Genomic DNA, 24,741 nt, shown 5'->3' on the forward strand with positions numbered 1-24,741 from the left:
TTCTCGCGGCGTTGGAGGTCTCCCATGTACATAGCCACCAGCAGGGCGGCGGTGGACGTACCGAAAAGCAGCGGTGTGAAGCGGGCCGTCACCGGGAACGTCGTCGCGCTCGGCCTGGTCAGCCTCGTCACCGACATCTCGTCGGAGATGGTGACCGCGGTCCTCCCGCTCTACCTCGTCCTCGGTCTCGGCCTGAGCCCGCTGCAGTTCGGCGTGCTCGACGGCCTCTACTCCGGTGTCACCGCCGTCGTCCGGCTCGCCGGCGGGCATCTCGCGGACCGGTGGCAGCGGCTCAAGGCGGTCGCCTGTTTCGGTTACGGGCTTTCGGCGCTGGGCAAGATCGGCCTGATGCTGGCGGGATCGTCCACCGTCGCGATCGGTGCCGTCCTGGCGGCCGACCGCACCGGGAAAGGCGTCCGGACCGCGCCGCGGGACGCGCTGATCACGTTGAGCAGCGATCCCGAACATCTCGGCCGCGCGTTCGGTGTGCACCGCGCGATGGACACCTTCGGCGCGTTCCTCGGCCCGCTGGTCGCGATGGCCGTGCTGTGGCTCAGTCTCGGCAGCTACGACTCGGTGTTCTTCACGAGCTTCTGTATCGCCGCGATCGGTGTGATCATCCTCCTGGTGCTGGTCAAGGACCATCAGCCGAAGCCTGGTGCCGAACGACCCAAGGTGTCCTTGCGGGAGACCGCGGGGTTGATCCGGCAGGCGTCGTTCCGCCGGATCTGCGTCTGGGCGGCGCTGCTGGGCCTGGTCACCCTCAGCGACTCGTTCCTCTATCTCGTCCTGCAGCGCCGATGGGATCTCGGCGCGGTCTTCTTTCCCTTGCTGCCGCTGGGAACCGCGGGCGTGTACCTGCTGCTCGCCGTACCGCTCGGCAGGCTTTCGGACCGGATCGGCCGCTGGAAGGTGTTCCTCGGCGGGCACGTCGCGCTGGTCGTCGCGCTGCTGGCACTGCTGGGACCGGTGGACGGCGGCGTCCTCGCGGTGCTGGCGCTGGTGCTGCACGGTGTCTTCTACGCCGCCACCGACGGGGTGCTGATGGCCGCCGCCGGACCGCTGCTGCCCGAGCATCAGCGGGCGAGCGGGCTGGCCCTCGTGCAGACCGGGCAGGCGACGACGCGGATGCTCGCGTCCGTCCTTTTCGGACTCGCTTGGACCGCGTGGGACCTGCGCACGGCGGTTTTGGTCGCCGTCGGAGCGCTGGCCGTCGTGATCGTCGCGGCCGCCGTCATCCGTCCTTTGCGGACATACGCGTGAAGGCGCGGATCGTGGGGGTGGCCGGGGCGGTCGTCCTGCTGATCGCGGCCGCCGTCGGCTACGGCCTCCATTCGCGGGATCGCGGCCCGGCCGTCAACTCCGTGGCCGTCGTCACCGGGCAGCCGGTTTCGGTGCAGGAGAAGGGACAGCTGCTGTTCCGCAACACCGCCGAAGGCCCCGACTTCGGTCATCTCGCCACGGTCCCGGCCGACCGGCCGGGCGAACCCCGGAAGGTTTCCGGGCTCAGCTGCGACCGGTTCGCCGCTTCGGCGGGGACCGCGCTGTGCCTGGCCGCGCAGCCGGGGGTGCTGCCGCCGATGACCGACGTCATCGTGCTGGACAAGGACCTCCACGAGATCCGCCGGGTCGAACTGCCCGGCACCCCCAGCCGCGGCCGGGTCTCGCCGGACGGGAAGCTCGTCTACTGGACGCTGTTCGTCAACGGGGATTCCTATGCGGAGACCGGGTTTTCGACCAGGGCCGGGATTCTCGACCTGAGGACCGGGAACCTGATGAAGAGCATCGAGGAGATGGGGCTCCTGCTCGACGGCAAGCCGTACTACGCGTCCGACGTGAACTACTGGGGGATCACTTTCGCCCCCGACGGCAAGCGGTTCTACGCGACCGTGGGGACGAAGGGGAAGACCTACCTGGTCGAGGCGGATTACGAGAAACTCGTCGCGAGGATGGTCCGGGAGAACGTCGAATGCCCGTCCCTCTCGCCGGACGGGAAGCGGATCGCCTTCAAGAAGCGGGTTTCCGCCGATCCCGCGACCCCGTGGCGGCTGGCCGTCCTCGACCTGGCGTCCGGGCAGGAGACCTTGCTCGCCGAGACGCGCAGCGTCGACGACCAGCCCGCCTGGCTCGACGACCGGACCGTCGCGTACGGGGTGGATGCGGGGATCTGGGCGGTTCCCGCCGACGGGAGCGGGGCGGCGCGGCTGGTGGTCGAGCGGGCTAGTTCGCCTGCGGGCGGGTAGCGAAGTACTCGATCAGGACCGGGGCCACCGCTTTCGGTTTGAGCATATGCGTCTGGCCTTCGATCGTCCGGTGTTCGGCGCCGGGGACGGCCTTGGCGAGCGCGGCGACGCCGTTGCGGATCCACGCCGGGCTCTTGCCGCCGTCCATGACCAGCGTCGGCATGGAGACGCCCGCCCAGCGGCCTTCGGGCAGCGGGGTGCCGTCGTGCAGGCCGTCGAAGAGCGCGGCGTCGTAGCGCAGGGTCGGCGCGACCTTCTTCAGCTTCGGCCAGGCCGGCATGAACCGCATCATGAACACGACCGGCGCGGGGACGCGGACGCCTTCGCGCATGAAGGTCTTGATCGCGGTGCCGGGGCGTCCGGCGGCGATGGCCCGCTCCAGCCGCTCCGCGTAGTCGGCCGGAACCGGCGGCCGGGTGTCGTCGACGACCAGCGGGAATTCGTACACCGCCAGTTTCGTGATCGGGAGCCCGGCGTTCGCGGCTTCGAGGGCGAGCGCGGCACCGGAGGAGATCCCGTAGACGTAGGCGGTGCCGCCCGCTTCCTTGATCAGCGCGTCGAGGTCCTCGACTTCGCGGGCGACGGAGAACGGCTCGGTGTCCGTGCTCCCGCCTCGGCCGCGGCGGTCGTAGGTGTAGACGGTGAAGTGCGCGGCCAGTTCGGCGGCCAGCGGGGTGGCCGGGCCGAACTCACGGTGGCACATGGCGCCGTCGACGAGGATGACGGCGGGGCCGGAGCCGGTGCGGGTGTAGGCGATGGTGGTGCCGTCTTGCGAGGTCACGGTGCTCATGGCGAGGATTCTCCTGGTTCGGGTCAGCGGGTGGTACGGAGGATGACGGCGGTGACCCAGCCCCAGGCCAGCAGCACGGCGGCCCAGAAGGCGAGCATCACGACGGCGTTCGCGTTGCCGGAACTGATCCCCGCGAAGGTGGCGAAGAACGCGATGCCGGTGGCGCGGGAGTAGAAGGCCCAGCCGCGGTGTCCCTCACGGGAGAAGCGACTCGCGAACACGAAGGTCGCCACGATCAGCGACAGGAAGCCGACCGAGCCGGCGGCCATGTGCAGGATCCCCGCGGTGCTGATCGTCGCCGGGCCGGTGCCGACGGGAAAGCCGTTGCCGGGGTCGGCCTTGAAGACCGCCGCGAAGAGCAGGCTGGCGCCGAAGAGGCCCAGCAACCGTGGTCCCCAAACGGTTCCTCTGCCCGGCTCCAGTGTTCGCCGCAGCCCGACCGCGCCCGCGATCATCAGGACCCCGGTGACCAGGAAGTTCGTCACCTGGATCCAGCCGGCGTCGCCATTGCTCAGCATGCTGGCCGGGTGCTTGGTCAGGTCGAAGCCGTCGCGGACGGCGGCCTGGGTGAGCGCGGTGAGGAAGTACAGCGGGCCCGAGACGGCGCCGCAGGCGAGCAGGGCGCGGGTCGGGATCGCGATGGCGGTCCGGGTGGCGGTGATGGTCATCGTCTCGGCCTTTCGGGGCGGGAGTTCGTTGAAGACCACTCTCGCTCCGAAGGCCGAAGTTGTCAAGACAAAAAAAGTTGTCGGTGATGCCCGTCGCAACGCCCGAGGACGTCGCATTCAGCGGACTAAACGCGGTTCCGCAAGGTCAGGAGGGTGATCTCGCTGGGCGCGAAGACGCGCAGGGGCGGGCCCCAGAAGCCCGTGCCTCGGCTCGTGTACAGCTGGGTGCGCTCACCGTGGCGCGACAAACCGGCCAAAACCGGCTGGTCGAGCCGGACGAGGAGATGGAACGGCCAGATCTGGCCGCCGTGGGTGTGCCCGGAGATCTGGAGGTCGATACCCGCCTCGGCGGCCTGCTTGACCTGCTTCGGCTGGTGGGCGAGCAGGACGACCGGCGTGCTCGCGGGGACGCCGTCGAGCGCGGCGGGCAGGTCCGGGCCATGGCCGGGGAGGCCGGAAGCGGCGCCCGTCGGGTCGTCGATCCCGGCGAAGACGAGCGTGTCCCCGCCCTGTCGCACCGGCACGTGCCGGTTGTGCAGCGGCTCCCAGCCGAGATCGCGCATGTGGTCGAGCCAGGCCTGCGCCTCGCCGAAGTACTCGTGGTTGCCGGTGATGTAGAACTTGCCGAGTTTGGCGCGGACCTTCCCCAGCGGCGCGACCTGGCCCTCGCGTTTGGCGACCGAACCGTCCGCGAGGTCGCCCGCGTGTGCCACGACGTCGGCGTCGAGTTCGTTCACCACCTCGACGACCTTCTCCGACCACCTCGTCCGGTTCAGCGGGCCGAAATGCGTGTCGGTGATGATCGCGAACCGGAGACCGTCGAGCCCGGCGCCGAGGCGGGGGAGGACGACGTCGAGCTCCTTGAGCCGCGGAACGCGCCTGGCCTCGACCATCCCGTACGCCGCCAGTGCCACGAAGGCCGCCACGACGACACCGGACACGATCTCCGCCGCACTGTCCACTCCGGACACCGCGAGCACGAGCCGCAGCACGTTTCCGAGTACGGACAAGGAGAACAGGAGCCAGATCAGGCCGAGGGCGAGATCGCCGATCTTCGCCGCGAGGTCGCGTTGCCACGGACCGTGGCCGAGGACCATGCACGCGGGCATCGCGAGCACCGCGACGGCGAAGACGATCGTGCCGAGGTACTCGAGCGCGGCCGGGAGTTCGGGGGAGCCGACGACCGTCCACCACGGCACCCCGAACAGCAGGGCGAGGGCGGCGACCAGCGTGAGAACGCGGACAAGGATGCGGGGCATGATGTCGGCCAGACTAACAGACCATTGGTCTCTACCGCCGGTCTCGCTGAGGGGTGTCTCAGGTACGTAGGCGGGCGTACGCGCGATGTCGCTTCCTGGCCGACGCTTTTCGCGGCGCCTCGGAAGACACTCTTCGGCATGAAGGAATTACGACCGATCGAGCGAGTCGCCTACGTGACCGGGGCGCTCCTGTTCCTCAGCGGCGCCGTGCACGCGGTCGTCCTGATCGCCTCGGGCGGTTCGTGGACCGGGCCGCTGTCGATGCGCAAGGCGGTGACGTTCGGCCTGTCGTTCGGGCTGACGCTGGCCACCGTCGCGTGGGCGACGTCGTACGTCGCGGTGCGGCCGCGGACGCGCGACGCGCTGCTCGGCGTCTTCACCGGGGCGAGTGTCGTCGAGACGGTGCTGGTGAGCATGCAGGCCTGGCGAGGAGTGCCTTCGCATTTCAACTTCGAGACCGGCTTCGACAACGCGGTGTCGACGACGCTCGCGGCGGGCGGCGGCGTGATCATCCTGACGGCCGTCTCGTTCACCGCCGCGGCGATGCGCGGCGAGGGGGAGACCACCGCCAGCATGCGGCTCGCGGTCCGGTTCGGGCTGGTCGCGCTACTGGTGGCGCTCGGCGCGGGCGCGGCGATGATCGCGAGCGGCGTCGTCGAGGCGAGGGGCGGGAACCCGCAGGCCGCGTACACCACCGCGGGCGCGCTGAAGCCGCTGCACGCGGTGGCGATGCACGCGATCCTCATCGTGCCGGGGCTCGCCTGGCTGCTGCGGCTCGCGGACTGGCCGGAACGGCGGCGGGTGTGGGTGGTGTGGGTGGCGATCGGTGCCTACTCGCTGCTGACCGCCGTGGTGGGGGTGGAGTCGGTGACCGGGGTTTCGCCGCTGGCGGCTTCTCCAGTCGAGATGGTGACTTCGGGGGTCGCCTTGGGGGTGCTGGGGCTGACCGGTGCAGCGGCCCTTCGTGAAGCGGTTCGTAGGCGCTCGCGAGTGCTATGAAAGGTCCTTTCCTTGCAAAATTTGCAAGGAAAGGACCTTTCATGGCGCGCGCTACCGCCCTACTCGCCCACGTAAGCGCGCAGGTGCTGTGCCGTGAGGGTGCCACCGGAAGCGACCAGATCGGCCGGAGTGCCGGTGAACACGACCTCGCCGCCGTCCACGCCTGCCCCGGGCCCGAGGTCGACGATCCAGTCGGCGTGCGCCATCACGGCCTGGTGATGCTCGATGACCACCACCGTGTTCCCGTCGTCCACCAGCCGGTCCAGCAGCGCCAGCAACTGGTCGACGTCGGCGAGGTGCAGACCGGTGGTCGGCTCGTCGAGGACGTAGGTCGCCGACTTCTCCGCCATCCGGATGGCCAGTTTGATCCGCTGCCGTTCCCCGCCGGAAAGGGTCGTGAGCGGCTGCCCGAGGCCGAGGTAGCCCAGCCCGACGTCGGAAAGCCGGTCCAGGATCGTCCGCGCCTGCCCTGAGGTGAAGAATTCGCGTGCCTCGGCGACCGGCATCGCGAGGACCTCGCTGATGTTCTTGCCCCGCAGCTTGTACGTCAGCACCTCCGCGGTGAAACGCTTGCCCTCGCACTCTTCGCAGACCGTCGCCACACCGGCCATCATCGCCAGGTCGGTGTAGATCAGCCCGATGCCCTTGCACTTCGGGCACGCGCCCTCGGAGTTCGCGCTGAACAGCGCCGCCTTGACGCCGTTGGCCTTGGCGAAAGCGGCGCGGATCGGGTCGAGGAGGCCGGTGTAGGTCGCCGGGTTGCTTCGCCGCGAACCGCGGATGGCCGACTGGTCGAGTACCACCACGTCGTCCCTTGTGGACAGTGAGCCGTGGATGAGTGAGCTCTTTCCGGAACCGGCGACCCCGGTGACCACGGTCAGCACCCCGAGCGGGATGTCGACGCTGACGTCCTTGAGGTTGTGCCGGGTGGCGTTCCGGATCGGGAGCTGCCCGGTCGGCGTGCGGACGTCGGTGCGCAGTCGCGCGCGGTGGTCCAGGTGCCGCCCGGTCAGCGTGCCCGACGCGCGCAGCCCGGCGACGTCGCCGGTGAAGCAGATCTGCCCGCCGTTCGGCCCGGCGCCCGGTCCGAGGTCGATGACGTGGTCGGCGATCTCGATCGTCTCCGGTTTGTGCTCGACGACGAGGACCGTGTTCCCCTTGTCCTTCAAGAGCAGCAGCAGCCCGTTCATTCGCTGGATGTCGTGCGGATGCAGGCCGACGGTCGGCTCGTCGAAGACGTAGGTGACGTCGGTGAGGCTGGAACCCAGATGCCGCACCATTTTCACGCGCTGGGCCTCGCCGCCCGACAGCGTCCCGGATTCGCGATCGAGGCTCAGGTAACCGAGGCCGATCTCCACCAGCGAGTCCAGTGTGCCGCGCAGGGTCTGCATCAGCGGGCCGACCGACGGATCGTCGAGTTTGCGGACGAAGTCGGCCAGATCGCTGATCTGCATCGCCGAACAGTCCGCGATGTTCAGCCCGTCGATCTTCGACGACAGCGCCGCCTCGTTGAGCCGGGCGCCGGCACAGGCGGGACACCCTTCGAAGGTGACCGCCCGGTCGACGAACGTGCGGATGTGCGCCTGCGTCGCCTCCTTGTCCTTCGCCAGGAACAGTCGCTTGACCTTCACCAGCAGGCCTTCGTAGGTGGTGTTCATCCCGCCGAGCTTCATCTTGGTGGCGGGTTTGTACATGAAGTCTTCCCACTGCTGGGGCGTGTAGTCCTTCAGCTTGACGGCGGGGTCGACGAAGCCGGACTCCGCGAGCCCCTTCCAGTACCAGCTGCCCGGTGTGAAGTTCGGGACGGTGATCGCCCCTTCGTCGAGCGAAAGCTCCTTGTCGACCAGCTGGTCGACGTCGATGCTGGAAACCTTCCCGAGCCCCTCGCATTCGGGGCACATCCCCTCGGGCAGGTTGAAGCTGAACGCCCCCGAAGTCCCGATGTGCGGCTTTCCCAGCCTGCTGAAGACGATCCGCAGCATCGTGTGCGCGTCGGTCGCGGTGCCGACCGTGGAACGGGAATTGGCCCCCATCCGCTCCTGGTCGACCACGATCGCGGCGCTCAGGTTCCGCAGCGCGTCCACGTCGGGCCGTCCGACGGGGGCCATGAAGGACTGGATGAAGGCGGTGTAGGTCTCGTTGATCAGCCGCTGCGATTCCGCGGCGATGGTGCCGAACACCAAGGACGACTTGCCGGAGCCGGAAACACCGGTGAAGACGGTGAGACGGCGTTTGGGGATGTCGACCGAGACGTCGGCGAGGTTGTTCTCTCTGGCTCCGCGCACCTGGATCATGTCGTGGCTGTCGGCGGCCGAAGGCATGGCTCTCCCCTGATTGGAACTCTTTAGCCTGTAAAGTGAGGGTAGCAGAGGTTAGTTTATGCTGTAAGGAGTTCGCAAGTGGTCGTCTACGCGGCGCAGGGGGACCCCCGGAAGTCCATGGCCCTGCTGTGGCGGACGGAGCAGGCCGACGTCGAGCGGCCGGGGCCGAAACCGGCGCTTTCGGTGGATCTGATCGTCGACGCCGCCATCGCGATCGCCGACGCCGAAGGCATGACGGGCCTTTCGATGCGCGCGGTCGGCGACAGGCTCGGCAGGACGGCCATGGCGCTCTACACCTACGTCCCGAGCAAGAGCGAACTGATCGACCTCATGTACGACAAGGCGCTCGCCGAACTGCCCGCCTCCCGTGACGGCGACGACTGGCGGTCCGGCGCCACTCAGTGGGCGTACGACCTGTGGGACTTCTACCTGCGGCATCCCTGGGTCCTGCAGGTCTCGCAGGCGCGGCCGGTGCTCGGACCGCACGAGTACGTCGTGCTGGAGTCGCTGGTGAGGATCCTGCGCCGGACCGGATTGCCGCCGGTGGTGCTGCGGCGGCTGGTCAGCGCGCTGTACTCGTGTGTCCGCGAGCCCGCCAGGACGGCCGCCGAGTCCCGGTCCGCGGAGAAGGTGACCGGGCAGGCCGACGACGAATGGTGGTATGCCCGCTCGGCGCTCCTGCGGGAGGTGTCGCCGGACTTCGCCGAGCGGTTCCCGACGCTGACCTGGATGGAGAGCGAGCAGGCGTTCCGGATGGAGGACGAGACGGTTTCGTATCTGGAGCAGGAGGCGAGGGAGGCCTTCGAGATCTCGCTGGCCGTTCTCCTGGACGGGATCGAAGTCGCGATGAAAGCGGAGTAGTCTTCTCCGCATGCCCAGTGATTTCGCCTTGAAGACCATGAACGCCGTCCACCGCGTCATCCAGAAGGTCAGTGGCGGCCGCGCCGGCTGGGAGGTCGCCGGGATGACCGTCCTGGAACTGACCACCATCGGCCGGAAATCCGGTCAGCCGCGCACGGTGCTGCTGACTTCGCCGCTGCGCGAGGGCGACGCGTACGTCATCGTCGCCTCCCGTGGCGGCGACGACCAGCACCCCGCGTGGTTCCTCAACCTCCGCGACAACCCCGAGGTCCAGGTCAAGCTGAAGGGCGAGACCGCCCGGCCGATGGTCGCGAGCGTCGCCGACAGCGAGCAGCGTGCCCGCCTGTGGCCCAAGATCACCGCCGACTACAAGAACTACGCGCAGTACCAGACCAAGACCGAGCGGGAGATCCCCGTCGTCCTGCTGACGCCGAAGGCGTAACACCCGGCATCCCCCGCGTGGGCCGGGTCCATCGGCCCTACCGGCGAGTCGGCAGGCCAGGGACCGTGGACCTCGAAGCCAATTGGCCACGAGAACGCGGGGATGCCGATGCCAGACTCCTTGGGTCTCGAGACGCTCGATCGCGAGCAGTGCGTCGCGCTGCTCGCGGGTACGGGGCTGGGCCGGGTGGTGTTCACCTCCCGGGCCCTTCCGGTGATCCAGCCGATGCGGTTCGTCCTCCACCACGGTGCGATCGTGCTCCGGACGCCGTCACAGAGCGCGTTGTTCGCCGGAGTACTCGACAGTGTGGTCGCGTTCGCCGTCGACGAGTTCGCCCCCGACCTGGGATCCGGCTGGTATGTCACCGTCCTCGGCCGTGCCTCCGAGGTGCGTGACCCGATCGTGATCGACGAGCTCGCGACCCTGCCGCTGGACTGCTGGACTGGTCAGCCGGACGCCCGGTACCTCCGGATCCCGATCGAGTCGGTCACCGGACGGAGGATCCTCGGCGCCGGCGGTAACGAAGCGCGGTCCGTGATCGACGCACCAAGTGAGCTTTCCGGGCGCGTTTGTCATTCCTGACCCCACTGCCCGGGGAGTTACTCCGGGACGGTGACGCCAGTGCGGCGGGTGAGTGCGGCGAGTAACGCCAAGGCGCCCAGGATCCTGGACGCGGTGGCCGGGATCGCCCACGATCTCAGCCTCTCCGACGTCCTGCGGCGGATGGTCGAATCCGCCTGCGAGCTGACCGGTGCGCCGTTCGGCGCGCTCAGCGTGCTCGATTCGGACGAGTTCATCCGCGTCGGTGACGCCTGGGAATCCCCGCCGTCGGAGGACGAGTCCCGGGTGATGCCCATCCGCATGCGCGGCCGCATCTTCGGGATGCTGTACCTCCCCCGCAAACCGGCGGGTGAGGAATTCACCGAAACCGAAATCGATCTCCTCGTCGCGCTCACCGCGGCGGCCGGTGTGGTGATCGAGAACGCCGCGCTGTTCGACCAGGTGCAGCGGCGCGAACGCTGGCTCGAAGCCTCCTACCACGTCACCGGCGCGCTGCTGGCCGACCAGGATCTCACCGCGACCCTGCGCCTGATCGCCGAACGCGCCCGCGTCGTCGCCGGTGGCACCGCGGGTGCGGTGGCCCGTCCTCGTGGCGACGGCCAGCTGGTCTTCGAGATCGTGGAGCCGCCTGGTCCCGACGCCGACAAACTCGCCGGGATCGCGGTGCCCATGGAAGGCACCGCGACCGGGATGGCGTTCACCTCGGGCAAACCCGTCGTTGTCCGGGACTACGGCGAAAAGGTGCTCGAGTACCAGGGTGACCGCGCCGCCTCGATGCCCGCGGTGATCAAGGACCTGGACTCCACGGTCGCCGTCCCGCTGATCGTCGGCGACGAGAAACTCGGCGTGCTGCTGGTGGCGAAGTTCCGCGACAAGACCCCGTTCTCCGCCTACGATGTCCAGCTCGCCGAGACCTTCGCCGCGCACGCCGCGCTCGCGGTCGAGTTCGCCCGCGCGCAACAGGACCGCCAGCGGCTCGCCGTCTTCGAGGACCGCGACCGGATCGCCCGCGACCTGCACGACCTGGTGATCCAGCGGTTGTTCGCGATCGGGCTCGGCCTGGAGGGACTCGGCAGGCTCGCGGGCGAACCCGCCGTCGCCGAGCGCGTGACCGGGTTCGCGCACGAGATCGACCGGACGATCCGCGAGATCCGCAACAGCATCTTTTCCTTGCAGGAACCCGCCGAGGCGCAGGGCAGCCTCCGGTCGGAGCTACTGCGCGTCGCGCTCGACGCGGGCTGCGCGTCCGAACCGAGGGTAGGGTTCGAAGGGCCGTTGGATTCGACCGTGCCGGACACGGTTCGTTCCGATCTGCTCGCGACCCTGCGCGAAGCACTGTCCAATGTGGTCAGGCACGCCGCGGCGACGGCGGTGTCGGTCGACGTCTCGGTCGACCGCGACGGACGGTGGCTGAAGCTTTCGGTGGTGGACGACGGGGTCGGCATGCCGGCCGAACCCGGCCATCGCAGCGGGGTGGCGAATCTCGCCGAACGCGCGGCCCGCTGGAACGGGTCGTTCCTCGTCGAGGCCAGGCCGGAAGGCGGCACGAGGCTCGACTGGTCGGTGGCACTGCCGGCCCGAGAGGGGAATGTGGGATGACGATTTCGGTGTTCCTGCTGGACGATCACGAACTCGTCCGCACCGGGCTGAAGACCGTCTTCGAGGCCGAAGACGATCTCACGGTGGTCGGTGAGGCGTCCACGGCGGCCGAGGCGTTCGTCCGGATCCCCGTGGTCAAACCGCAGGTCGCGGTGCTCGACGTCCGGCTGCCGGACGGGGACGGGGTCAGCGTCTGCCGCGAGATCCGCTCGTCCATCGACCCGCCGCCCGCCTGCCTGATGCTGACGTCCTATTCGGACGACGACGCGTTGTTCGGCGCGATCATGGCGGGCGCGGCCGGGTACATGCTCAAGCAGGTCTCCGGTGGCGCCCTGGTCAAGGCCGTCCGCACGGTCGCGACGGGCGGATCGCTCCTGGACAGCACGCTGACGGCGTCGGTGATGAACCGGCTGCGTGGCGACAGCGCCCTGCCGGACCCGCGTTACGAACAGTTGAGCCCGCAGGAGCGGCGGGTGCTCGACCACATCGCCGACGGGCTGACCAACCGGCAGATCGCGGAAAAGCTGTACCTGGCGGAGAAGACGGTCAAGAACTACGTGTCGTCCCTGCTGCACAAGCTCGGCTTCGAACGCCGCACCGCCGCCGCCGTCTACGCTTCCCAGCGCCGCAAGCCCACGTCGTGAGTGGCGATTCGGGTTCTGTTGAGGGGTAACCCAAATATGGCGTGATCCGCGCGACTGTCCACAAGGGATACCTTTCGGGAACTCGATGCCCGATTGATGCCGCTATGTGCGGTTCCGCGTGGGGGTCGTGAGTGGCGAATAGGGTTAGAACCCTCATTGCCACTCACGACCCTGCCCAAAACCGCACAAACCACCCAAGTCGGACAGTTCTCTTCGGAAAAGTGTCCCTTGTGGACGCTGGGGCGCGGCGCGGCTTCCGTCAGCCGGCCCGGTCCCGCGCCGGGGAACGCCATGTTTGCTTTACTCCTCAATAACCCGAATCGCCACTCACGACTTAGAAGAGCGTGAGCCCGTCGGCGAAGCCCGGGTCCTGACGCAGCACTCGGCGCAGTTCGTTGAGCGCCCGGTGCTGGGTGACGCGCACCGCGCCCGCGCTCGCCATGCCGAGCGCGACGGCGGTCTCCTCGGCGCTGAACCCGAGGATCACGCGGAGTACCAGCACGTCCCGCTGCTTCGGCGTGAGCACCTTGAACAGCCGCGCGAGCCGATGGCTCCGGTCCGCCTTCTCGACCTCTTCGAAGGTCGGGTTCCACGGCCCGTTCTGTTCCGGTTCCGGATCGGGCACCGGTGCGGACGGGTCACGGGCGAGGTTCCGCCGGACGTCGGCGACCTTGTGCGCGGCGATCCCGAACACGTACGGCAGGAAGCTGTCGTTCTGGTAGCTGTAGCGCGGCAAGGCGGCGAGGACGGCCATGAGGACTTCTTGCGCGCAGTCGTCGGCGCTGGAGATCCCCCGTGTCGTCACGCCCAGTTTGCCCACGCAGTAGCGGAACACGATCGGCCGGAGCAGGGTCAGCAGGTTCCCCATGGCCCGCCGGTCGCCATCGATGGCCGCGCGGATCAGTTCGCCGTCCGGTTCTCCCGGACGAGGCGAATAGGTCGGACGCACGGCTTCGGACACGGTCATCGTGCCGGATGAGTGGTTCTCGGCGTGTACCTGTGCGTTCCCATCGTCCCCACCTCCCTGAACCCCAGTCCTGCTTGATCCTTGAGACGTTACGGAAGGCGTAGGCGCGTCACACCGGTAATGCAGCCCGGAGTAGTCGGGTCTTTCGGCCCTGGTGCGGCCCGGCTCTGGACTTTCGCCAGATTGGTCTAGACAATTAACCGGATGCGGCAGTCGGCCGCCATGATCCGGAGAGGAATCGCGATGAGGCGTTCCAGATCCCTGGCCTTTCTGGCTGTTTTGGTGCTCACCTTCGCCGGTCTGATGACCGGTGGCGGCACCGCGAGCGCGGCCAATCTGCTCCTCAATCCCGGCTTCGAGGCCGGTTCGACGTCCGGCTGGTCCTGCGCGGCGGGCGCGGCCGTCACCGCACCGGTCCGTTCGGGCGGTTACGCCGTCTCGGTGACACCCGGCTCGACGACCGGGAAATGCGCACAGACGGTGTCCGTCCAGCCGAACACCACCTACGCGGTGTCCGCCTGGGTGAACGGGAACCCGGTGTACCTCGGGGTCACCGGCGGGCCGTCGACCTGGACCGCCGCGACCACCTACACACAGCTTTCACTGTCGTTCACGACGTCGTCGACGCAGACGACGGCCGAGGTGTACGTCCACGGCTGGTACCGGTCGGGCACCTTTTACGCGGACGACCTCAGCCTCGACGGCCCGGGCGGTGGCACCCCCGGCGCGCCGCCCACGCCGGGAAATCCCGCGGTGGGCGCGGTGACGAACTCGTCGATCACGCTCTCGTGGGGCGCGTCGGCGGGCACGGTGACCGGGTATCGCGTGTACGAAGGCGGCACGGTGCGTGCGACGGTGACCGGCACCTCGGCCACCATTCCGGGACTGACGGCCTGTTCTACGCACAGTTATTCGGTGGCCGCGTACAACAGCGCGGGTGAATCGCCGAAGACCTCGGAGGCCGGCGCGACGACCGGCGGCTGCGTCGACACCGGTCTGCCCAAGCACGCGTTGATCGGTTACCTGCACGCGAGTTTCGCCAACGGCTCCGGCTACACGCGGATGGCCGACGTCCCGGCGGCATGGGACATCGTCAACCTCGCCTTCGGTGAGCCGACGTCGGTGACCTCCGGCGACATCCGGTTCACGAGGTGCCCGGTGGCGGAATGCCCGACGGTGGAAAGCGACGCGGACTTCATCGCGGCGATCCGCGCGAAGCAGGCGCAGGGCAAGAAGGTCCTGATCTCCATCGGCGGCCAGAACGGTCAGGTCCAGCTGACCACGACCGCCGCGCGGGACGCCTTCGTCAGCTCGGTGTCCGCGATAATCGACCGATACGGGTTGAACGGGCTCGACATCGACTTCGAGGGCCACTCGCTGTACCTCAACTCCGGTGACAACGACTTCCGCAATCCGACCACGCCGGTGATCGTCAATCTCATTTCGGCGCTGAAGACGCTGAAAGCCAGATACGGCGCGGGATTCGTGCTCACGATGGCGCCGGAGACGTTCTTCGTGCAGACCGGTTACCAGTACTACGGCGGGCTCGGCGGTGCCGACAACCGCACCGGTTCGTACCTGCCTGTCATCCACGCGATGCGGGACGCGCTGACCGTGCTGCACGTCCAGGACTACAACTCCGGGCCGGTGATGGGCCTGGACAACCAGTACCACTTCATGGGCGGCGCGGATTTCCACATCGCGATGACGGACATGGTCAAGGCCGGGTTCACCGTGGCCTCGACCGGGTTCCGGTTCCCGGGCCTGCGTGAGGACCAGATCGCGTTCGGCCTGCCCGCCGCGGTGAGCGCCGGCAACGGGCATACCGCGCCCGCCGCGGTGCACTCGGCGTTGACCTGCCTGGTGAAGAACTCCGGATGCGGGTCGTACACGCTGCGCGGCGGTGCTTCACCCGCGCTGCGCGGGCTGATGACGTGGTCGATCAACTGGGACCGGTACTACGGCTGGGAATTCCAGAACGCCCACGAACCCTTCCTGAACGCCCTGCCCTGATCGCTTCGGTCCGCGCGTGAAGGCCCCCTTCCCTCGGCTCAGCCGAGGGAAGGGGGCCTTCACGCGCAAAGGGACGTCAGAAGGCCGCGGTGATCCGCGTGAAGTCCCAGTCGTTCTGCGCGATGCCACTGCAGTTCTCGGCGACCCCGCCGTTCGGGCAGCCACGGTCACGGTTCGTCGACCAGAACGCCAGCCTGGCGATCTTGTTGGTCTTGGACCAGTTGGTGATCCGGGTCCAGGTGTCGAGGCTGGTCAGTTCCCGCTGGTCCGAAAGGCCGTTCATCCCGCTGATGCCCAGGTGGCCGTACGCCGTGGCGTCGGTCCAGCCGAACGTCGACTTCAGCTTGTCCCGCAGGCCGTTCGCGGCGCTGATGGTGTTGCCGTACATGTCCGCGCCACCGCCGAAGTCGAACGGCATGATCGTGTAGACGTCGATCCCGGCGTTCAGCGCCTTCGACTGGTCGATCAGCCGCTGGCCCCAGGAGTTCGGGCCGCTGGTCGTCGTGCCGAAGGTGAGAATCGTCTGGATACCGGGGTTGTTCGCCTTCACGATCTTCAGCGCGTTCAGGACGCGGTCCTGCACGGTCGCGTTCTCGAACTCGTCGGTGTTCTCGATGTCGATGTCGATCGCCTTGAGGCTGTAGGCGTCGATCACCTTCTGATAGGCACCGGCGAGCGCTTCCGGCGTCGAGCAGTTCGGACCGAGCTTGTTGCCGCTCCACCCGCCGAAGGACGGTACGACCTGGCCGCCCGCCGCCTTGATCTGCGCGATCGCGTTCGCGTCGGCGCCGCCCTGCAACGGCCTGCTGCCGTCCCACGCGGGGTTGCAGCCGCCCGAAGACAGCACGAACGCCATCGTGAACCACTTGATCCCGGTCGCGTTCATGACCGTCTGCGGGTTCGGCGGGCTGCCCCAGCCCATGTACAGATACGGCGCTCCACGGCCGCCGGGCAGCGGCGGGTTGCTCGTGGTCGTCGTGGGCGGGTTCGACGTCGTGGTGGTCGGTGTGGTCGGCGTCGTGGTCGGAGTGCCGCCGCCCGGGTCACAGGAGCCACCGTTGATCTTGCAGTTCGCCGGGGCGACGTAACCCCCGGAGTACTTGACGTTGAAGCCGAAACTGGTGGAACCACCGTTGGAAAGGTTGCCGTTCCAGGTGTTCTTCACCGTCACGTGCTGGCCGGAGACCGAATAGCTGCCGTCCCACAGCGAAGCGATCGAATGCCCCGAGGGGAGATCGAATTCGACCGTCCACGTGGGAAGGGACGAACCCGAGTTGTTGCTGATCGTGTATTTGCCTTCCCAGCCCGAGCCCCAATCGGAGCCCTTGCTGAAGGCCGCACCGATACCACCGGCCGCGGAGGCCGGCGCGATCACGAGGACCGCGCCGGCCGTTGCGGCAGCGGCGGCCAGGCCCACGGCCTGGATCCAAGTCCGCTTGCCCACTGTCAAACCTCTCAGTTCAGGCCGTTGCGCATGGCTGTCACGAGCTCACCATTGGAGGTGTCACCACTGAGCTCCCAGAAGAACGCGCCGCCGAGACCCTGGTTCTTGGTCCAGCCCATCTTTCCGTTGATGGTCGCGGGAGTGTCGTAGCTCCACCAGTTGTTGCCGCACTTCGCGTACGCGGTGCCCGCGATCGTGCCGGTCGACGGGCAGCTGTTCTTCAGGATCTTGTAGTCCTCGATGCCCGCCTCGTAGGTGCCCGGTGCCGCGCCGGTCGCGGTGCCGCCCGGGGCGTCCTGCGTGACGCCGGTCCAGCCGCGGCCGTAGAAACCGATGCCCAGCAACAGTTTGCTCGCCGGAACACCCTTGGCCTTGAGCTTCTGGATGGCTTCGTCGGAGTTGAAGCCCTGCTGCGGGATGCCGGGGTACGCGGTCAGCGGCGAGTGCGGGGCCGTCGGACCCTGCGCCGCCCACGCGCCGAAGAAGTCGTACGTCATGACGTTGTACCAGTCGAAGTACGCCGACGCGGGGCCGTAGTCGGCGGCGTCGATCTTGCCGCCGCCGCTGGCGTCCGCGGTGATCGCGGCGGTGATCAGGAACGAGGAGCCGAACTTGGTGCGCAGCGCCTGCGCCACGTTCTTGATCGCGCCGGGGCCGCTGGTGTCACAGGTGAGCCCACAGGCGTTCGGGTACTCCCAGTCGATGTCGATACCGTCGAAGACGTCGGCCCAGCGCGGATCCTTGATCAGCTTGTAGCAGGATTCCGCGAAGGCGGCCGGGTTCTTCGACGCCTGGCCGAAGCCGCCGGACCAGGTCCAGCCACCGAACGACCACAGCACCTTCAGGCCCGGGTACATCTTCTTCAGCTTGCGCAGCTGGTTGAAGTTACCGCGCAGCGCGCCCGCGTCCCAGGTGTCCGCGACACCGTCCACACTGGACCCGGCGTCGTAGAACTTGTCGTAGTCGGCGTAGGTGTCGTCGTTCGCGCTGCAGGAACCGTTGGTGACGTTACCGAACGCGTAGTTGATGTGCGTCAGCTTCGCCGCGGAACCGGAAGTGTGGATGTTCTTCACGTGGTAATTGCGGCCGTAGACGCCCCACTGCACGAAGTAGCCGAGGTTCTTCTTCGCGCCCGGGTTCGGGTTCGAAGTCGTCGTCGTGGTCGGCGGGTTGCTCGTACTGGTCGACGTCGGGGGATTGGACGTCGTGGTGGTCGGCGTGGTCGGCGTCGTGGTCGGGGTGCCGCCGCCGGGGTCACAGGAGCCGCCGTTGATCTTGCAGTTGGCAGGCGCGGTGTAGGTGCCGGAGTACTTGACGTTGAAGCCGAAGCTGGTGGAACCGCCGTTGGAAAGGTTGCCGTTCCAGGTGTTCTTCACGGTCACGTGCTGGCCGGAGACGGTGTAGCTGCCGTCCCACAGCGAAGCGATCGAGTGTCCGCCGGCGAGGTCGAATTCAAGGGTCCAGGAGGTGAGGGCTGCCCCCGAGTTGTTGGTGATCGTGTACTTGCCCTCCCAGCCGGACCCCCAGTCCGACCCCTTGGTGAGCGTGGCGCCGACCCCGCCCGCCGCGTTCGCCGGAACGGTCACCAGACCGACAGCCAGCGCGGCGACGGCCGTGAACAGGCCGATCAGATGCCATCTTTTTCTCGACATTTCACTCCTTACAACCCGGTGCAGGGAAATGATCTTGGAGAGGATTTCGTCAACGCGAAATCAGCGACATCGCGTTGCCTCGGCCGAAGCCGGGCAGGCGGGGATGCGTCTTCATCGACCACCTCCATGGCGGAACGCTTTGTTGCCGGAGACGGTACGTGGTCTGGACCAATATGGGAAGCGTCACTACGGAGAGTGGTAATTTTCCTGCGAACGGCCTAATACGTTCGACAGCGTTAGTCGTTCACTGGTTCGGTGCCGCTATCGGCGAGGTTCGTCCATTTCCCCGAGCCGGGCGATATTCGCGGATTCGCACGCGTCGGGCGCTATACCGGAAAGGAACACGTCGGTGATTTCGACGGCCACATCGGGGGCGAGCCGTTTGAGGCTCAGCGCCAGCACGTTGGCGTCGTTCCATTTGCGCGCGCCCGCGGCGATCCAGGTGTCCCAGGCCAGCGCCGCGCGGACGCCGGGGACCTTGTTGGCCGCGATGGCCGTACCCGTCCCCGTCCAGCACATGACGATGCCGTAGTCGGCCTCGCCGTCGGCGACCGCCTTGCCCACCGCCGCGCCGAGTTCCGGCCAGGCTTCCGACGTCACCGGCAGGAGCACCTCGTGACCGGCTTCGGCGAGGAAGGCCCGGACGGCGTCCGTGGTCGAGTTCCGGTCGTCGGCCGCGAAGGCGATCTTCATGCTCGGATCGTACGCCGCGTCGACAGGTGACGAACCGGAACTCGTGGGAGGATCTCGACGTGGACTCGTTTGCCGAGGAGCGCCAGGTCCAGCGCGATCAGGAGATCGCGAGGAGGCGGATTCTCGACACCGCCGCCCGCCTCATCGGCGAGGCTGGGTTCGCCCGGCTCAAAATCGGCATGATCTGTGCCAGGACCGGCTATCCCAGCGGCGTCGTCTACCAGCTGTTCGGCTCGAAGGAGACGCTGGTTCAGCGGCTCGTCGAGTTCGCGGCGGAGAAGTTCGCCGACGCCTTCAGCGCCGCCGTCGCCACGAGGACCGGCGGTCTGACGCCGAGCCCGATGGACATGCTGCGAGCGTTGCTGGACATCTTCTTCGAGCTGCTCACCGACATGCCGCCGCTGAACCGGGCGTTCGTGGTGCTGTGGACGGACGCGACCGTCGGCGATCCGGCGGTGCGGTCGGCGATGACCGAGGCCGATCGCCGGTACCGGTTCGCCATCGCGCAGACCGTCGCGGCCGGGATCGCGGACGGATCCATTTCGGGTGTCCGCGATCCCGACGCGTACGCGGCGGCGATGGTCGGGCAGCTGCGGGGGATCGCCGTGGCCTCGATCATCGATCCGGGCGGTATCGATCTGCGCGCCGTCCGCGCGGAGCTGGAGTACGCCGTGGATCGCCTGGCTTAAGCCGATTTGCTCAGCTTGGCCGCGCCGAAGGAGACGCTGAACCGATCGCACCAGATGGTCACGCTCGAATAACGCGCCAGATCGGTGCCGGCCGGCAGGGTGTAGTTCTGGCTTCCCTTGTTGCCCTTGAGTTTCCCGGCGCTCACATACGCGCCGTCGTCAAAGACGAACCAACCGTCCTTGCCCGGCAGGACCGGCGCGTCGGTGAGCCAGACCCGCAGATCCGGGCCGTTGCTCGTGTCGAGGTTCTCCAAGCGCAGCACCAGTGATCCGTCGGCCGCGCGCAGGATCTTGACGCTGCCGCTGGTCGCGTGCTCGTGACTGATCAGTTCGCCGGTCGCCACGACGGCGGGCTCCTTCGGGGCGGAAGCGCTACTTGGGGGAGCGGTGCTCTCCGAAGACGGGGTGGCGGTCTGGACGGCGGGCAGTGCCTCCTGGACCGTCTCGTTCACCCAGAGCTTCCAGGGCTGGAACCAGTACAGCCCCGCCGCCACCACCACGACCAGCCCCACCGCCAGGACGGTGAGCACCCGCTTGCGATTCATGGCCGTCATTCAACCGTGTGCGGAGTCCGGAATGCCGGGTTGGCGCGCTTACCGATCTCTTACGGCGTGAGCACCACCTTGCCCGCGACCGTCCCCACGCCACCCCGGCTCACGACTCAAATCCCGAACCGCGCGCAAGCGTCCCCGATGGCCTCGTCCAGCACGGCGATCCCCTCCGCCAGTTCCTCCTCGGTCGCCGTCAACGGCGGAGCGATCCGGAACACCCCGCCCATCCCCGGCAGCTGCACGATGTTCATGTGCAGCCCCAGTTCCAGGCAGCGTCGCGTCACCAGCGCGCCCAGCTCGTCCGAACTCCGCTTCGTCGCGCGGTCCACGACGAGTTCGACGCCGACGAGCAGGCCTCGGCCGCGGATGTCGCCGATGACGGGATGGCGGACGGCGAGGTCGTCGAGGCCTCGGCGAAGGAAGGCGCCCAGTTCGGTGGCGCGTTCGTCGAGACGGTCGCGGGTGAGGACGTCGAGCACGGTGTTCCCGACGGCCGCCACCAGCGGGTCCGCGACGTGCGTGGTGAAGAACAGGTAGCCGCGGTCGTGTGCCTCCTGTTCGATCTCCGCGCTCGTGATCACCGCCGCCAACGGGAGTCCGGCGCCCAGGGTCTTGGACAGGGTCAGGATGTCGGGGACGACGCCGTCGCGTTCGAAGGCGTACCAGTTTCCCGTGCGGCACAAGCCGGTCTGGGCTTCGTCGAGGATCAGCAGCATCCCGCGTTCTCGGCATTTTTCTCGCAGAGCGGCGAAATACCCCACGGGCGGTTCGACGATCCCGCCCGAGCTGAGGATCGGCTCGACGACGCACGCCGCGAGACTGCCGACGGACTGGGCGTCGATCATCTCGAACCCGAAGTCCAGCTGGCGCCTCCAGTCCAGCTCGCCGTCACCGTCCACGAAGTCCGGACGATAGGAATTCGGCGCGGGGATCGCGAAGTTGCCCGGCGCCGACGGGCCGTATCCCTTGCGGCCCGCGCTGTAGGTCGCGCTCGCCGCCGCGTGCGTCATCCCGTGCCACGACCGGGCGAACGACACGATCTCGTGTTTCCCCGTGACGAGCTTGGCCATCCGGATCGCGGCCTCGTTCGACTCCGCCCCGGTGGTCAGCAGCAGCGCTTTTTCCAGCGGTGAGGGCAAAGTCTCGGCGAGCCGCCGGGCGAGGTCGACGACGGGACGGCTCAGCATCCCGCTGAAGAGGTGGTCGAGCGAGCCGATCTGACGCCGCACGGTGGCGACGATCTCGGGATGTGAGTGACCGAGGATCGCGCTCATCTGCCCGGACGTGAAGTCGAGGATCCGCCGTCCGGATTCGGTGAACAGATAGCTCCCGGCGGCGTGGTCGATGATCTCGCGGGTGAAGTCGCCGGCCCCGGCGTAGCGCACGAGGTGCCGGTCGGCGTCGGCCCAGAAACGGTCCGCGGTGGACAGGTGGGTGGTCGGAGCAGCCATGTCCCGACGGTAAGGCGCGGCCGAGCGACACGTCCAGCTCACAATTCCGGCTGTGCTGTTCGGCTGATCCGTACAACAATGCTTTCATGCTCAACCCGTGGAGGCTCAGCCTGCTGAGCCGGCTGGACACCCTCGGCACCGTCCGCGCGGTGGCGAAGGCGGCCAACCTGAGCGCGTCCAGCGTGTCGCAGCAGCTCGCGGTCCTCGAAGCCGAGACGCGCACGCAACTGCTGGAGCGCACCGGCCGCCGCGTCCGGCTGACTCCGGCAGGGCTGATGCTGGCCCGCCGGGCGAGAGCGATCCTCGATCACATGGAGACCGTCGAGGCCGAGTTGCGCAGTCTCGGCGAAGCACCGGCGGGACTGGTCCGCCTCGGTGCCTTCCAGAGCGCGATCCACACCATCGCCGTCCCCGCGGTGACCCGGCTGGCCCGCTCGCATCCGCAACTGGACATCGAACTGCTCGAACTCGAACCGCACGCCAGCCTGCCCGCGCTCCGGGTCGGTGACGCCGACGTCATCATCACCACCACGGATTTCGTCGAGCAGCCGCTGGGGCCGGACGTCGACCTCGTGCCGATCGCGACCGATCCGATCGTCCTCGTGGTCCCGCCCGGCCATCCGGCCGCGGGCCGTGGTCCCGCCGACCTGTCCGCCTACGCGAACGAACCCTGGGCGTTCGACATCCCCCAGTCGTACATGGCGAACCTCGCCACCCGGCTCTGCCGTGAAGCCGGGTTCGAGCCGCGGGTGGTGTGCCGGTTCAGCAATTACATGCTGACGTTGCAGCACGTCGAGGCCGGGCTCGCGATCGCACTGCTGCCCGGCCTCGCCGTCGACAAGCGCTACCGTGTCGCCACTCGCGAACTCGCGACGCCGGTCAACCGCTCCATCACCGCGGCGATCAGGCGCGGGTCCGCGCCTCGCGCCGCTGTCGACCTGGTTCTCGAGGCGATCCGGAGTCATCCGGAACTGCCGCTGTGAACCCGTTCCGCCGTGCCAGCAGGACCACGGCCAGCGTCGGTACCAGCAGTACCAGCACGCTCCAGGGGAACGACCCGGCGCCGAAGCCGTCGAGGAGGACACCGCCGGCGATCCCGCCGCCCGCCATCGCGGCGTTCCACAGTGTGACGAGCATGGCCTGCGCGATGTCCGCCGCGCCGCCTTTGTCGCCTGCCTGCGCGGCCGCGGTCTGCAGCAACGTCGGGACGCCGCCCCAGCCGAGCCCCCACAGTGTCACCGCGAGGTAGACCAGTACCGGGTTTTCGCCCAGCAGAGCCAAAATCGTCGCGCCGAAGGCGACGAGGACGGTGCTCGCGACGGTCAGGAAGCGCAGCCGCCGGTCGATGAAGAGACCGACGACCCAGATGCTGACCATCGACGCCAGCCCGAACACCAGGAGGATGCGGTCGACCGAGCCGCCCATCGACACAGATTCGAGGAAAGTGGCGATGTAGGTGTAGAGCACATTGTGCGCCAGTACGAAAGTCAGCGTCACGAAGAGAACCGCCGCCACACCGGGGACGGTGAGGGTCGCCCGCACGGGGAGCCTGCCACCCTTGCCCTGTCCCGGGAAGTCGGGGACGGCCAGCGCGATCCAGCCGAGCAGGCCGAGCGCGATCACCGACATGATCGAGAACGTCACCTGCCAGCCGAAGGCGCCACCCAGGAACGTGCCGGCGGGGATGCCGAGCGAGAGCGCGAGCGGGATACCCGTCATCACCACGGCGATCGCCTTGCCCTGCACCGGCTCGGGCGCCAGCCGCCGCGCGTAACCGGCCAGCAGCGCCCAGACCACACCTGCGGCGACACCGGCGACGAAGCGCGCGCCGAGGGTCAGCAGGTAGTTCGTGGACAGTGCCGTGACCGTGTTGGCGACCGCGAAACCGGCGACGCCGGTCAGCAGCAAGCGTTTGCGCCGCCAGCCCGACGTGGCCGCGGACAGGGGGATCGCGGTGAGCGCGGTGCCGATCGCGTACACCGTCACGAGTTGGCCGGTCGCGGCTTCGCTCACGCCGAGACCGGCGCTCATCGCGGGCAGCACGCCCGCGGGCAGGGCTTCGGTGAGGACGGTGACGAACGCCGCGGTGGTCAGTGCGAGGAGCGCGCCGAGTGGGAGTTTCGGAGTCATGATCCGTATGCTCGAACCATCACATAGATGTGAAGGTCAAGTCGGCCGGGGTGAGGTGGCGCACATGCGGATCGGAGAGCTTTCGGAACGGACGGGGACGTCGCGTCGTCTGCTGCGGTACTACGAAGAACAGGGTCTGATCGTCTCGCGACGGCAGGCCAACGGCTACCGGGATTACGACGAGTCGTCCGTCGACAGGGTCATCCAGGTCCGTGGCCTGCTCGACGCCGGGCTGCCGACGCGGATCATCAAACAGATCCTGCCGTGCCTCGACAAGCCCCGGCAGATCTACTTCCCCGACGCGACCCCGGAAATGCTCCAAACCCTGGAGGCCGAACGCGACCGGATGACCCGGCGCGCCGAATGCCTGCTCCGCAACCGGGACGCCATCACCGAGTACCTCGACGCCGTCCGGGCCTACTCGTGAGTGGCGATTCGGGTTCTGGCCAAGGGTGTTTTAGGTATCTACGGCGGGCGAGCCTGGTATCGGCCGGGCCGTGAAGGACTCCTTGAGGGACCCAGAGTCCCTCACCTGTCGCGGACGACCATCACGAGCCTCAGTAGCACCACCCGCCGCAACGGCTGCGCGTGAAGGCCCCCTTCCCTCGGCTCAGCCGAGGAAACTCGACCTTCACACCTTCCCCAGTACATGATGGCCCCCTTCCTTGCGCTAGGCGCAAGGAAGGGGGCCATCATGTACCTCACGTCGGCAAGTCCGCAGGACACGACTAGGTACCTGAGAGGGTTCGCTCTAACCCGAATCG

General features: G+C 68.0%; 23 protein-coding genes. 12 read left to right on the forward strand and 11 right to left on the reverse strand.

The window, feature by feature from the left end; all coding sequences use genetic code 11:
• The first annotated feature begins 24 nt into the window (after positions 1-24).
• Positions 25-1,263, forward strand: coding sequence for an MFS transporter (locus ACZ5ZX_RS07970; protein WP_465501253.1), 1,239 nt, complete (start codon positions 25-27; stop codon positions 1,261-1,263).
• Positions 1,260-2,243, forward strand: a complete 984-nt coding sequence (locus tag ACZ5ZX_RS07975) for a TolB family protein (RefSeq protein WP_465501254.1) — start codon at positions 1,260-1,262, stop codon at positions 2,241-2,243. Before ACZ5ZX_RS07970 ends, ACZ5ZX_RS07975 begins: the two co-directional genes overlap by 4 nt.
• Here the strand turns inward: ACZ5ZX_RS07975 and ACZ5ZX_RS07980 are convergent.
• The 3 genes from ACZ5ZX_RS07980 to ACZ5ZX_RS07990 form a co-directional block, all read right to left on the reverse strand.
• Positions 2,221-3,033: an alpha/beta fold hydrolase gene (locus ACZ5ZX_RS07980; RefSeq protein ID WP_465501255.1), complete on the reverse strand. Its 813-nt coding sequence runs from the start codon at positions 3,031-3,033 to the stop codon at positions 2,221-2,223. The genes ACZ5ZX_RS07975 and ACZ5ZX_RS07980 overlap by 23 nt on opposite strands.
• Before the next feature lie 23 nt (positions 3,034-3,056).
• Positions 3,057-3,701, reverse strand: coding sequence for a DUF998 domain-containing protein (locus tag ACZ5ZX_RS07985; protein ID WP_465501256.1), 645 nt, complete (start codon positions 3,699-3,701; stop codon positions 3,057-3,059).
• A gap of 125 nt (positions 3,702-3,826) precedes the next feature.
• Positions 3,827-4,960, reverse strand: a complete 1,134-nt coding sequence (locus tag ACZ5ZX_RS07990; RefSeq protein WP_465501257.1) for a metallophosphoesterase — start codon at positions 4,958-4,960, stop codon at positions 3,827-3,829.
• Between the two features lie 138 nt (positions 4,961-5,098).
• Here ACZ5ZX_RS07990 and ACZ5ZX_RS07995 point away from each other — a divergent pair, with 138 nt between their 5' ends.
• Positions 5,099-5,959: a hypothetical protein gene (locus tag ACZ5ZX_RS07995; protein ID WP_465501258.1), complete on the forward strand. Its 861-nt coding sequence runs from the start codon at positions 5,099-5,101 to the stop codon at positions 5,957-5,959.
• Between the two features lie 59 nt (positions 5,960-6,018).
• Here the strand turns inward: ACZ5ZX_RS07995 and ACZ5ZX_RS08000 are convergent, their stop codons facing one another.
• Complete coding sequence (locus ACZ5ZX_RS08000) at positions 6,019-8,280, reverse strand: ATP-binding cassette domain-containing protein (RefSeq protein ID WP_465501259.1); 2,262 nt, start codon at positions 8,278-8,280, stop codon at positions 6,019-6,021.
• A 78-nt stretch (positions 8,281-8,358) separates the two neighbouring features.
• Here ACZ5ZX_RS08000 and ACZ5ZX_RS08005 point away from each other — a divergent pair, with 78 nt between their 5' ends.
• The 5 genes from ACZ5ZX_RS08005 to ACZ5ZX_RS08025 all read left to right on the forward strand — a co-directional run bounded on the left by ACZ5ZX_RS08005 (position 8,359) and on the right by ACZ5ZX_RS08025 (position 12,387).
• Positions 8,359-9,141: a TetR/AcrR family transcriptional regulator C-terminal domain-containing protein gene (locus ACZ5ZX_RS08005; RefSeq protein ID WP_465501260.1), complete on the forward strand. Its 783-nt coding sequence runs from the start codon at positions 8,359-8,361 to the stop codon at positions 9,139-9,141.
• Between the two features lie 10 nt (positions 9,142-9,151).
• On the forward strand, positions 9,152-9,583 hold the full coding sequence (locus tag ACZ5ZX_RS08010; protein WP_465501261.1) for a nitroreductase family deazaflavin-dependent oxidoreductase: 432 nt from the start codon (positions 9,152-9,154) through the stop codon (positions 9,581-9,583).
• A gap of 108 nt (positions 9,584-9,691) precedes the next feature.
• Complete coding sequence (locus ACZ5ZX_RS08015) at positions 9,692-10,165, forward strand: pyridoxamine 5'-phosphate oxidase family protein (RefSeq protein WP_465501262.1); 474 nt, start codon at positions 9,692-9,694, stop codon at positions 10,163-10,165.
• 30 nt (positions 10,166-10,195) lie between these two features.
• Complete coding sequence (locus ACZ5ZX_RS08020; RefSeq protein ID WP_465501263.1) at positions 10,196-11,743, forward strand: sensor histidine kinase; 1,548 nt, start codon at positions 10,196-10,198, stop codon at positions 11,741-11,743.
• Complete coding sequence (locus ACZ5ZX_RS08025) at positions 11,740-12,387, forward strand: response regulator (RefSeq protein ID WP_465501264.1); 648 nt, start codon at positions 11,740-11,742, stop codon at positions 12,385-12,387. Before ACZ5ZX_RS08020 ends, ACZ5ZX_RS08025 begins: the two co-directional genes overlap by 4 nt.
• A 334-nt stretch (positions 12,388-12,721) precedes the next feature.
• On the opposite strand, the gene ACZ5ZX_RS08030 is transcribed toward ACZ5ZX_RS08025, so the two are convergent.
• Positions 12,722-13,354, reverse strand: coding sequence for a sigma-70 family RNA polymerase sigma factor (locus tag ACZ5ZX_RS08030; RefSeq protein ID WP_465501265.1), 633 nt, complete (start codon positions 13,352-13,354; stop codon positions 12,722-12,724).
• 243 nt (positions 13,355-13,597) lie between these two features.
• Between ACZ5ZX_RS08030 and ACZ5ZX_RS08035 the strand changes: the two genes are divergently transcribed.
• Positions 13,598-15,367 (forward strand): chitinase, encoded by a 1,770-nt coding sequence (locus ACZ5ZX_RS08035; RefSeq protein WP_465501266.1) that lies wholly within the window; start codon positions 13,598-13,600, stop codon positions 15,365-15,367.
• A gap of 76 nt (positions 15,368-15,443) precedes the next feature.
• On the opposite strand, the gene ACZ5ZX_RS08040 is transcribed toward ACZ5ZX_RS08035, so the two are convergent.
• The 3 genes from ACZ5ZX_RS08040 to ACZ5ZX_RS08050 all read right to left on the reverse strand — a co-directional run bounded on the left by ACZ5ZX_RS08040 (position 15,444) and on the right by ACZ5ZX_RS08050 (position 19,156).
• Positions 15,444-16,784 (reverse strand): cellulose binding domain-containing protein, encoded by a 1,341-nt coding sequence (locus ACZ5ZX_RS08040; protein WP_465501631.1) that lies wholly within the window; start codon positions 16,782-16,784, stop codon positions 15,444-15,446.
• 38 nt (positions 16,785-16,822) lie between these two features.
• Positions 16,823-18,463 (reverse strand): glycosyl hydrolase family 18 protein, encoded by a 1,641-nt coding sequence (locus ACZ5ZX_RS08045; protein ID WP_465501267.1) that lies wholly within the window; start codon positions 18,461-18,463, stop codon positions 16,823-16,825.
• 261 nt (positions 18,464-18,724) lie between these two features.
• The gene (locus ACZ5ZX_RS08050; protein ID WP_465501268.1) at positions 18,725-19,156 is read right to left on the reverse strand and encodes an RpiB/LacA/LacB family sugar-phosphate isomerase; all 432 of its coding nucleotides are present in this window, start codon (positions 19,154-19,156) and stop codon (positions 18,725-18,727) included.
• Positions 19,157-19,215: 59 nt separating this feature from the next.
• On the opposite strand from ACZ5ZX_RS08050, the gene ACZ5ZX_RS08055 reads away from it, so the two are divergent.
• On the forward strand, positions 19,216-19,845 hold the full coding sequence (locus tag ACZ5ZX_RS08055; RefSeq protein ID WP_465501269.1) for a TetR/AcrR family transcriptional regulator: 630 nt from the start codon (positions 19,216-19,218) through the stop codon (positions 19,843-19,845).
• On the opposite strand, the gene ACZ5ZX_RS08060 is transcribed toward ACZ5ZX_RS08055, so the two are convergent.
• Together ACZ5ZX_RS08060 and ACZ5ZX_RS08065 are read right to left on the reverse strand one after the other, a co-directional pair.
• Positions 19,842-20,390, reverse strand: a complete 549-nt coding sequence (locus tag ACZ5ZX_RS08060; RefSeq protein ID WP_465501270.1) for a DM13 domain-containing protein — start codon at positions 20,388-20,390, stop codon at positions 19,842-19,844. The genes ACZ5ZX_RS08055 and ACZ5ZX_RS08060 overlap by 4 nt on opposite strands.
• A 116-nt stretch (positions 20,391-20,506) precedes the next feature.
• Entirely contained in the window at positions 20,507-21,847 is a 1,341-nt protein-coding gene (locus tag ACZ5ZX_RS08065; RefSeq protein WP_465501271.1) for an aspartate aminotransferase family protein, read from the reverse strand.
• Between the two features lie 86 nt (positions 21,848-21,933).
• Here ACZ5ZX_RS08065 and ACZ5ZX_RS08070 point away from each other — a divergent pair, with 86 nt between their 5' ends.
• The gene (locus ACZ5ZX_RS08070) at positions 21,934-22,830 is read left to right on the forward strand and encodes a LysR family transcriptional regulator (protein ID WP_465501272.1); all 897 of its coding nucleotides are present in this window, start codon (positions 21,934-21,936) and stop codon (positions 22,828-22,830) included.
• Here ACZ5ZX_RS08070 and ACZ5ZX_RS08075 read toward each other — a convergent pair.
• Positions 22,751-23,977: an MFS transporter gene (locus ACZ5ZX_RS08075; RefSeq protein WP_465501273.1), complete on the reverse strand. Its 1,227-nt coding sequence runs from the start codon at positions 23,975-23,977 to the stop codon at positions 22,751-22,753. The two genes, ACZ5ZX_RS08070 and ACZ5ZX_RS08075, sit on opposite strands and share 80 nt — an antisense overlap.
• A gap of 64 nt (positions 23,978-24,041) precedes the next feature.
• Here ACZ5ZX_RS08075 and ACZ5ZX_RS08080 point away from each other — a divergent pair, with 64 nt between their 5' ends.
• On the forward strand, positions 24,042-24,404 hold the full coding sequence (locus ACZ5ZX_RS08080; protein ID WP_465501274.1) for a MerR family transcriptional regulator: 363 nt from the start codon (positions 24,042-24,044) through the stop codon (positions 24,402-24,404).
• Positions 24,405-24,741 lie beyond the last annotated feature (337 nt).

Source organism: Amycolatopsis sp. NPDC033938, from assembly GCF_055575975.1.

Coding starts and splice junctions, on each gene's coding strand:
- ACZ5ZX_RS07970 (WP_465501253.1), top strand. CDS start 25: ATGTACATAGCCACCAGCAGGGCGGCGGTGGACGTACCGAAAAGCAGC.
- ACZ5ZX_RS07980 (WP_465501255.1), bottom strand. CDS start 3,033: ATGAGCACCGTGACCTCGCAAGACGGCACCACCATCGCCTACACCCGC.
- ACZ5ZX_RS07985 (WP_465501256.1), bottom strand. CDS start 3,701: ATGACCATCACCGCCACCCGGACCGCCATCGCGATCCCGACCCGCGCC.
- ACZ5ZX_RS07990 (WP_465501257.1), bottom strand. CDS start 4,960: ATGCCCCGCATCCTTGTCCGCGTTCTCACGCTGGTCGCCGCCCTCGCC.
- ACZ5ZX_RS07995 (WP_465501258.1), top strand. CDS start 5,099: ATGAAGGAATTACGACCGATCGAGCGAGTCGCCTACGTGACCGGGGCG.
- ACZ5ZX_RS08000 (WP_465501259.1), bottom strand. CDS start 8,280: ATGCCTTCGGCCGCCGACAGCCACGACATGATCCAGGTGCGCGGAGCC.
- ACZ5ZX_RS08010 (WP_465501261.1), top strand. CDS start 9,152: ATGCCCAGTGATTTCGCCTTGAAGACCATGAACGCCGTCCACCGCGTC.
- ACZ5ZX_RS08015 (WP_465501262.1), top strand. CDS start 9,692: ATGCCAGACTCCTTGGGTCTCGAGACGCTCGATCGCGAGCAGTGCGTC.
- ACZ5ZX_RS08025 (WP_465501264.1), top strand. CDS start 11,740: ATGACGATTTCGGTGTTCCTGCTGGACGATCACGAACTCGTCCGCACC.
- ACZ5ZX_RS08030 (WP_465501265.1), bottom strand. CDS start 13,354: ATGACCGTGTCCGAAGCCGTGCGTCCGACCTATTCGCCTCGTCCGGGA.
- ACZ5ZX_RS08035 (WP_465501266.1), top strand. CDS start 13,598: ATGAGGCGTTCCAGATCCCTGGCCTTTCTGGCTGTTTTGGTGCTCACC.
- ACZ5ZX_RS08045 (WP_465501267.1), bottom strand. CDS start 18,463: ATGTCGAGAAAAAGATGGCATCTGATCGGCCTGTTCACGGCCGTCGCC.
- ACZ5ZX_RS08050 (WP_465501268.1), bottom strand. CDS start 19,156: ATGAAGATCGCCTTCGCGGCCGACGACCGGAACTCGACCACGGACGCC.
- ACZ5ZX_RS08060 (WP_465501270.1), bottom strand. CDS start 20,390: ATGAATCGCAAGCGGGTGCTCACCGTCCTGGCGGTGGGGCTGGTCGTG.
- ACZ5ZX_RS08065 (WP_465501271.1), bottom strand. CDS start 21,847: ATGGCTGCTCCGACCACCCACCTGTCCACCGCGGACCGTTTCTGGGCC.
- ACZ5ZX_RS08070 (WP_465501272.1), top strand. CDS start 21,934: ATGCTCAACCCGTGGAGGCTCAGCCTGCTGAGCCGGCTGGACACCCTC.
- ACZ5ZX_RS08075 (WP_465501273.1), bottom strand. CDS start 23,977: ATGACTCCGAAACTCCCACTCGGCGCGCTCCTCGCACTGACCACCGCG.
- ACZ5ZX_RS08080 (WP_465501274.1), top strand. CDS start 24,042: ATGCGGATCGGAGAGCTTTCGGAACGGACGGGGACGTCGCGTCGTCTG.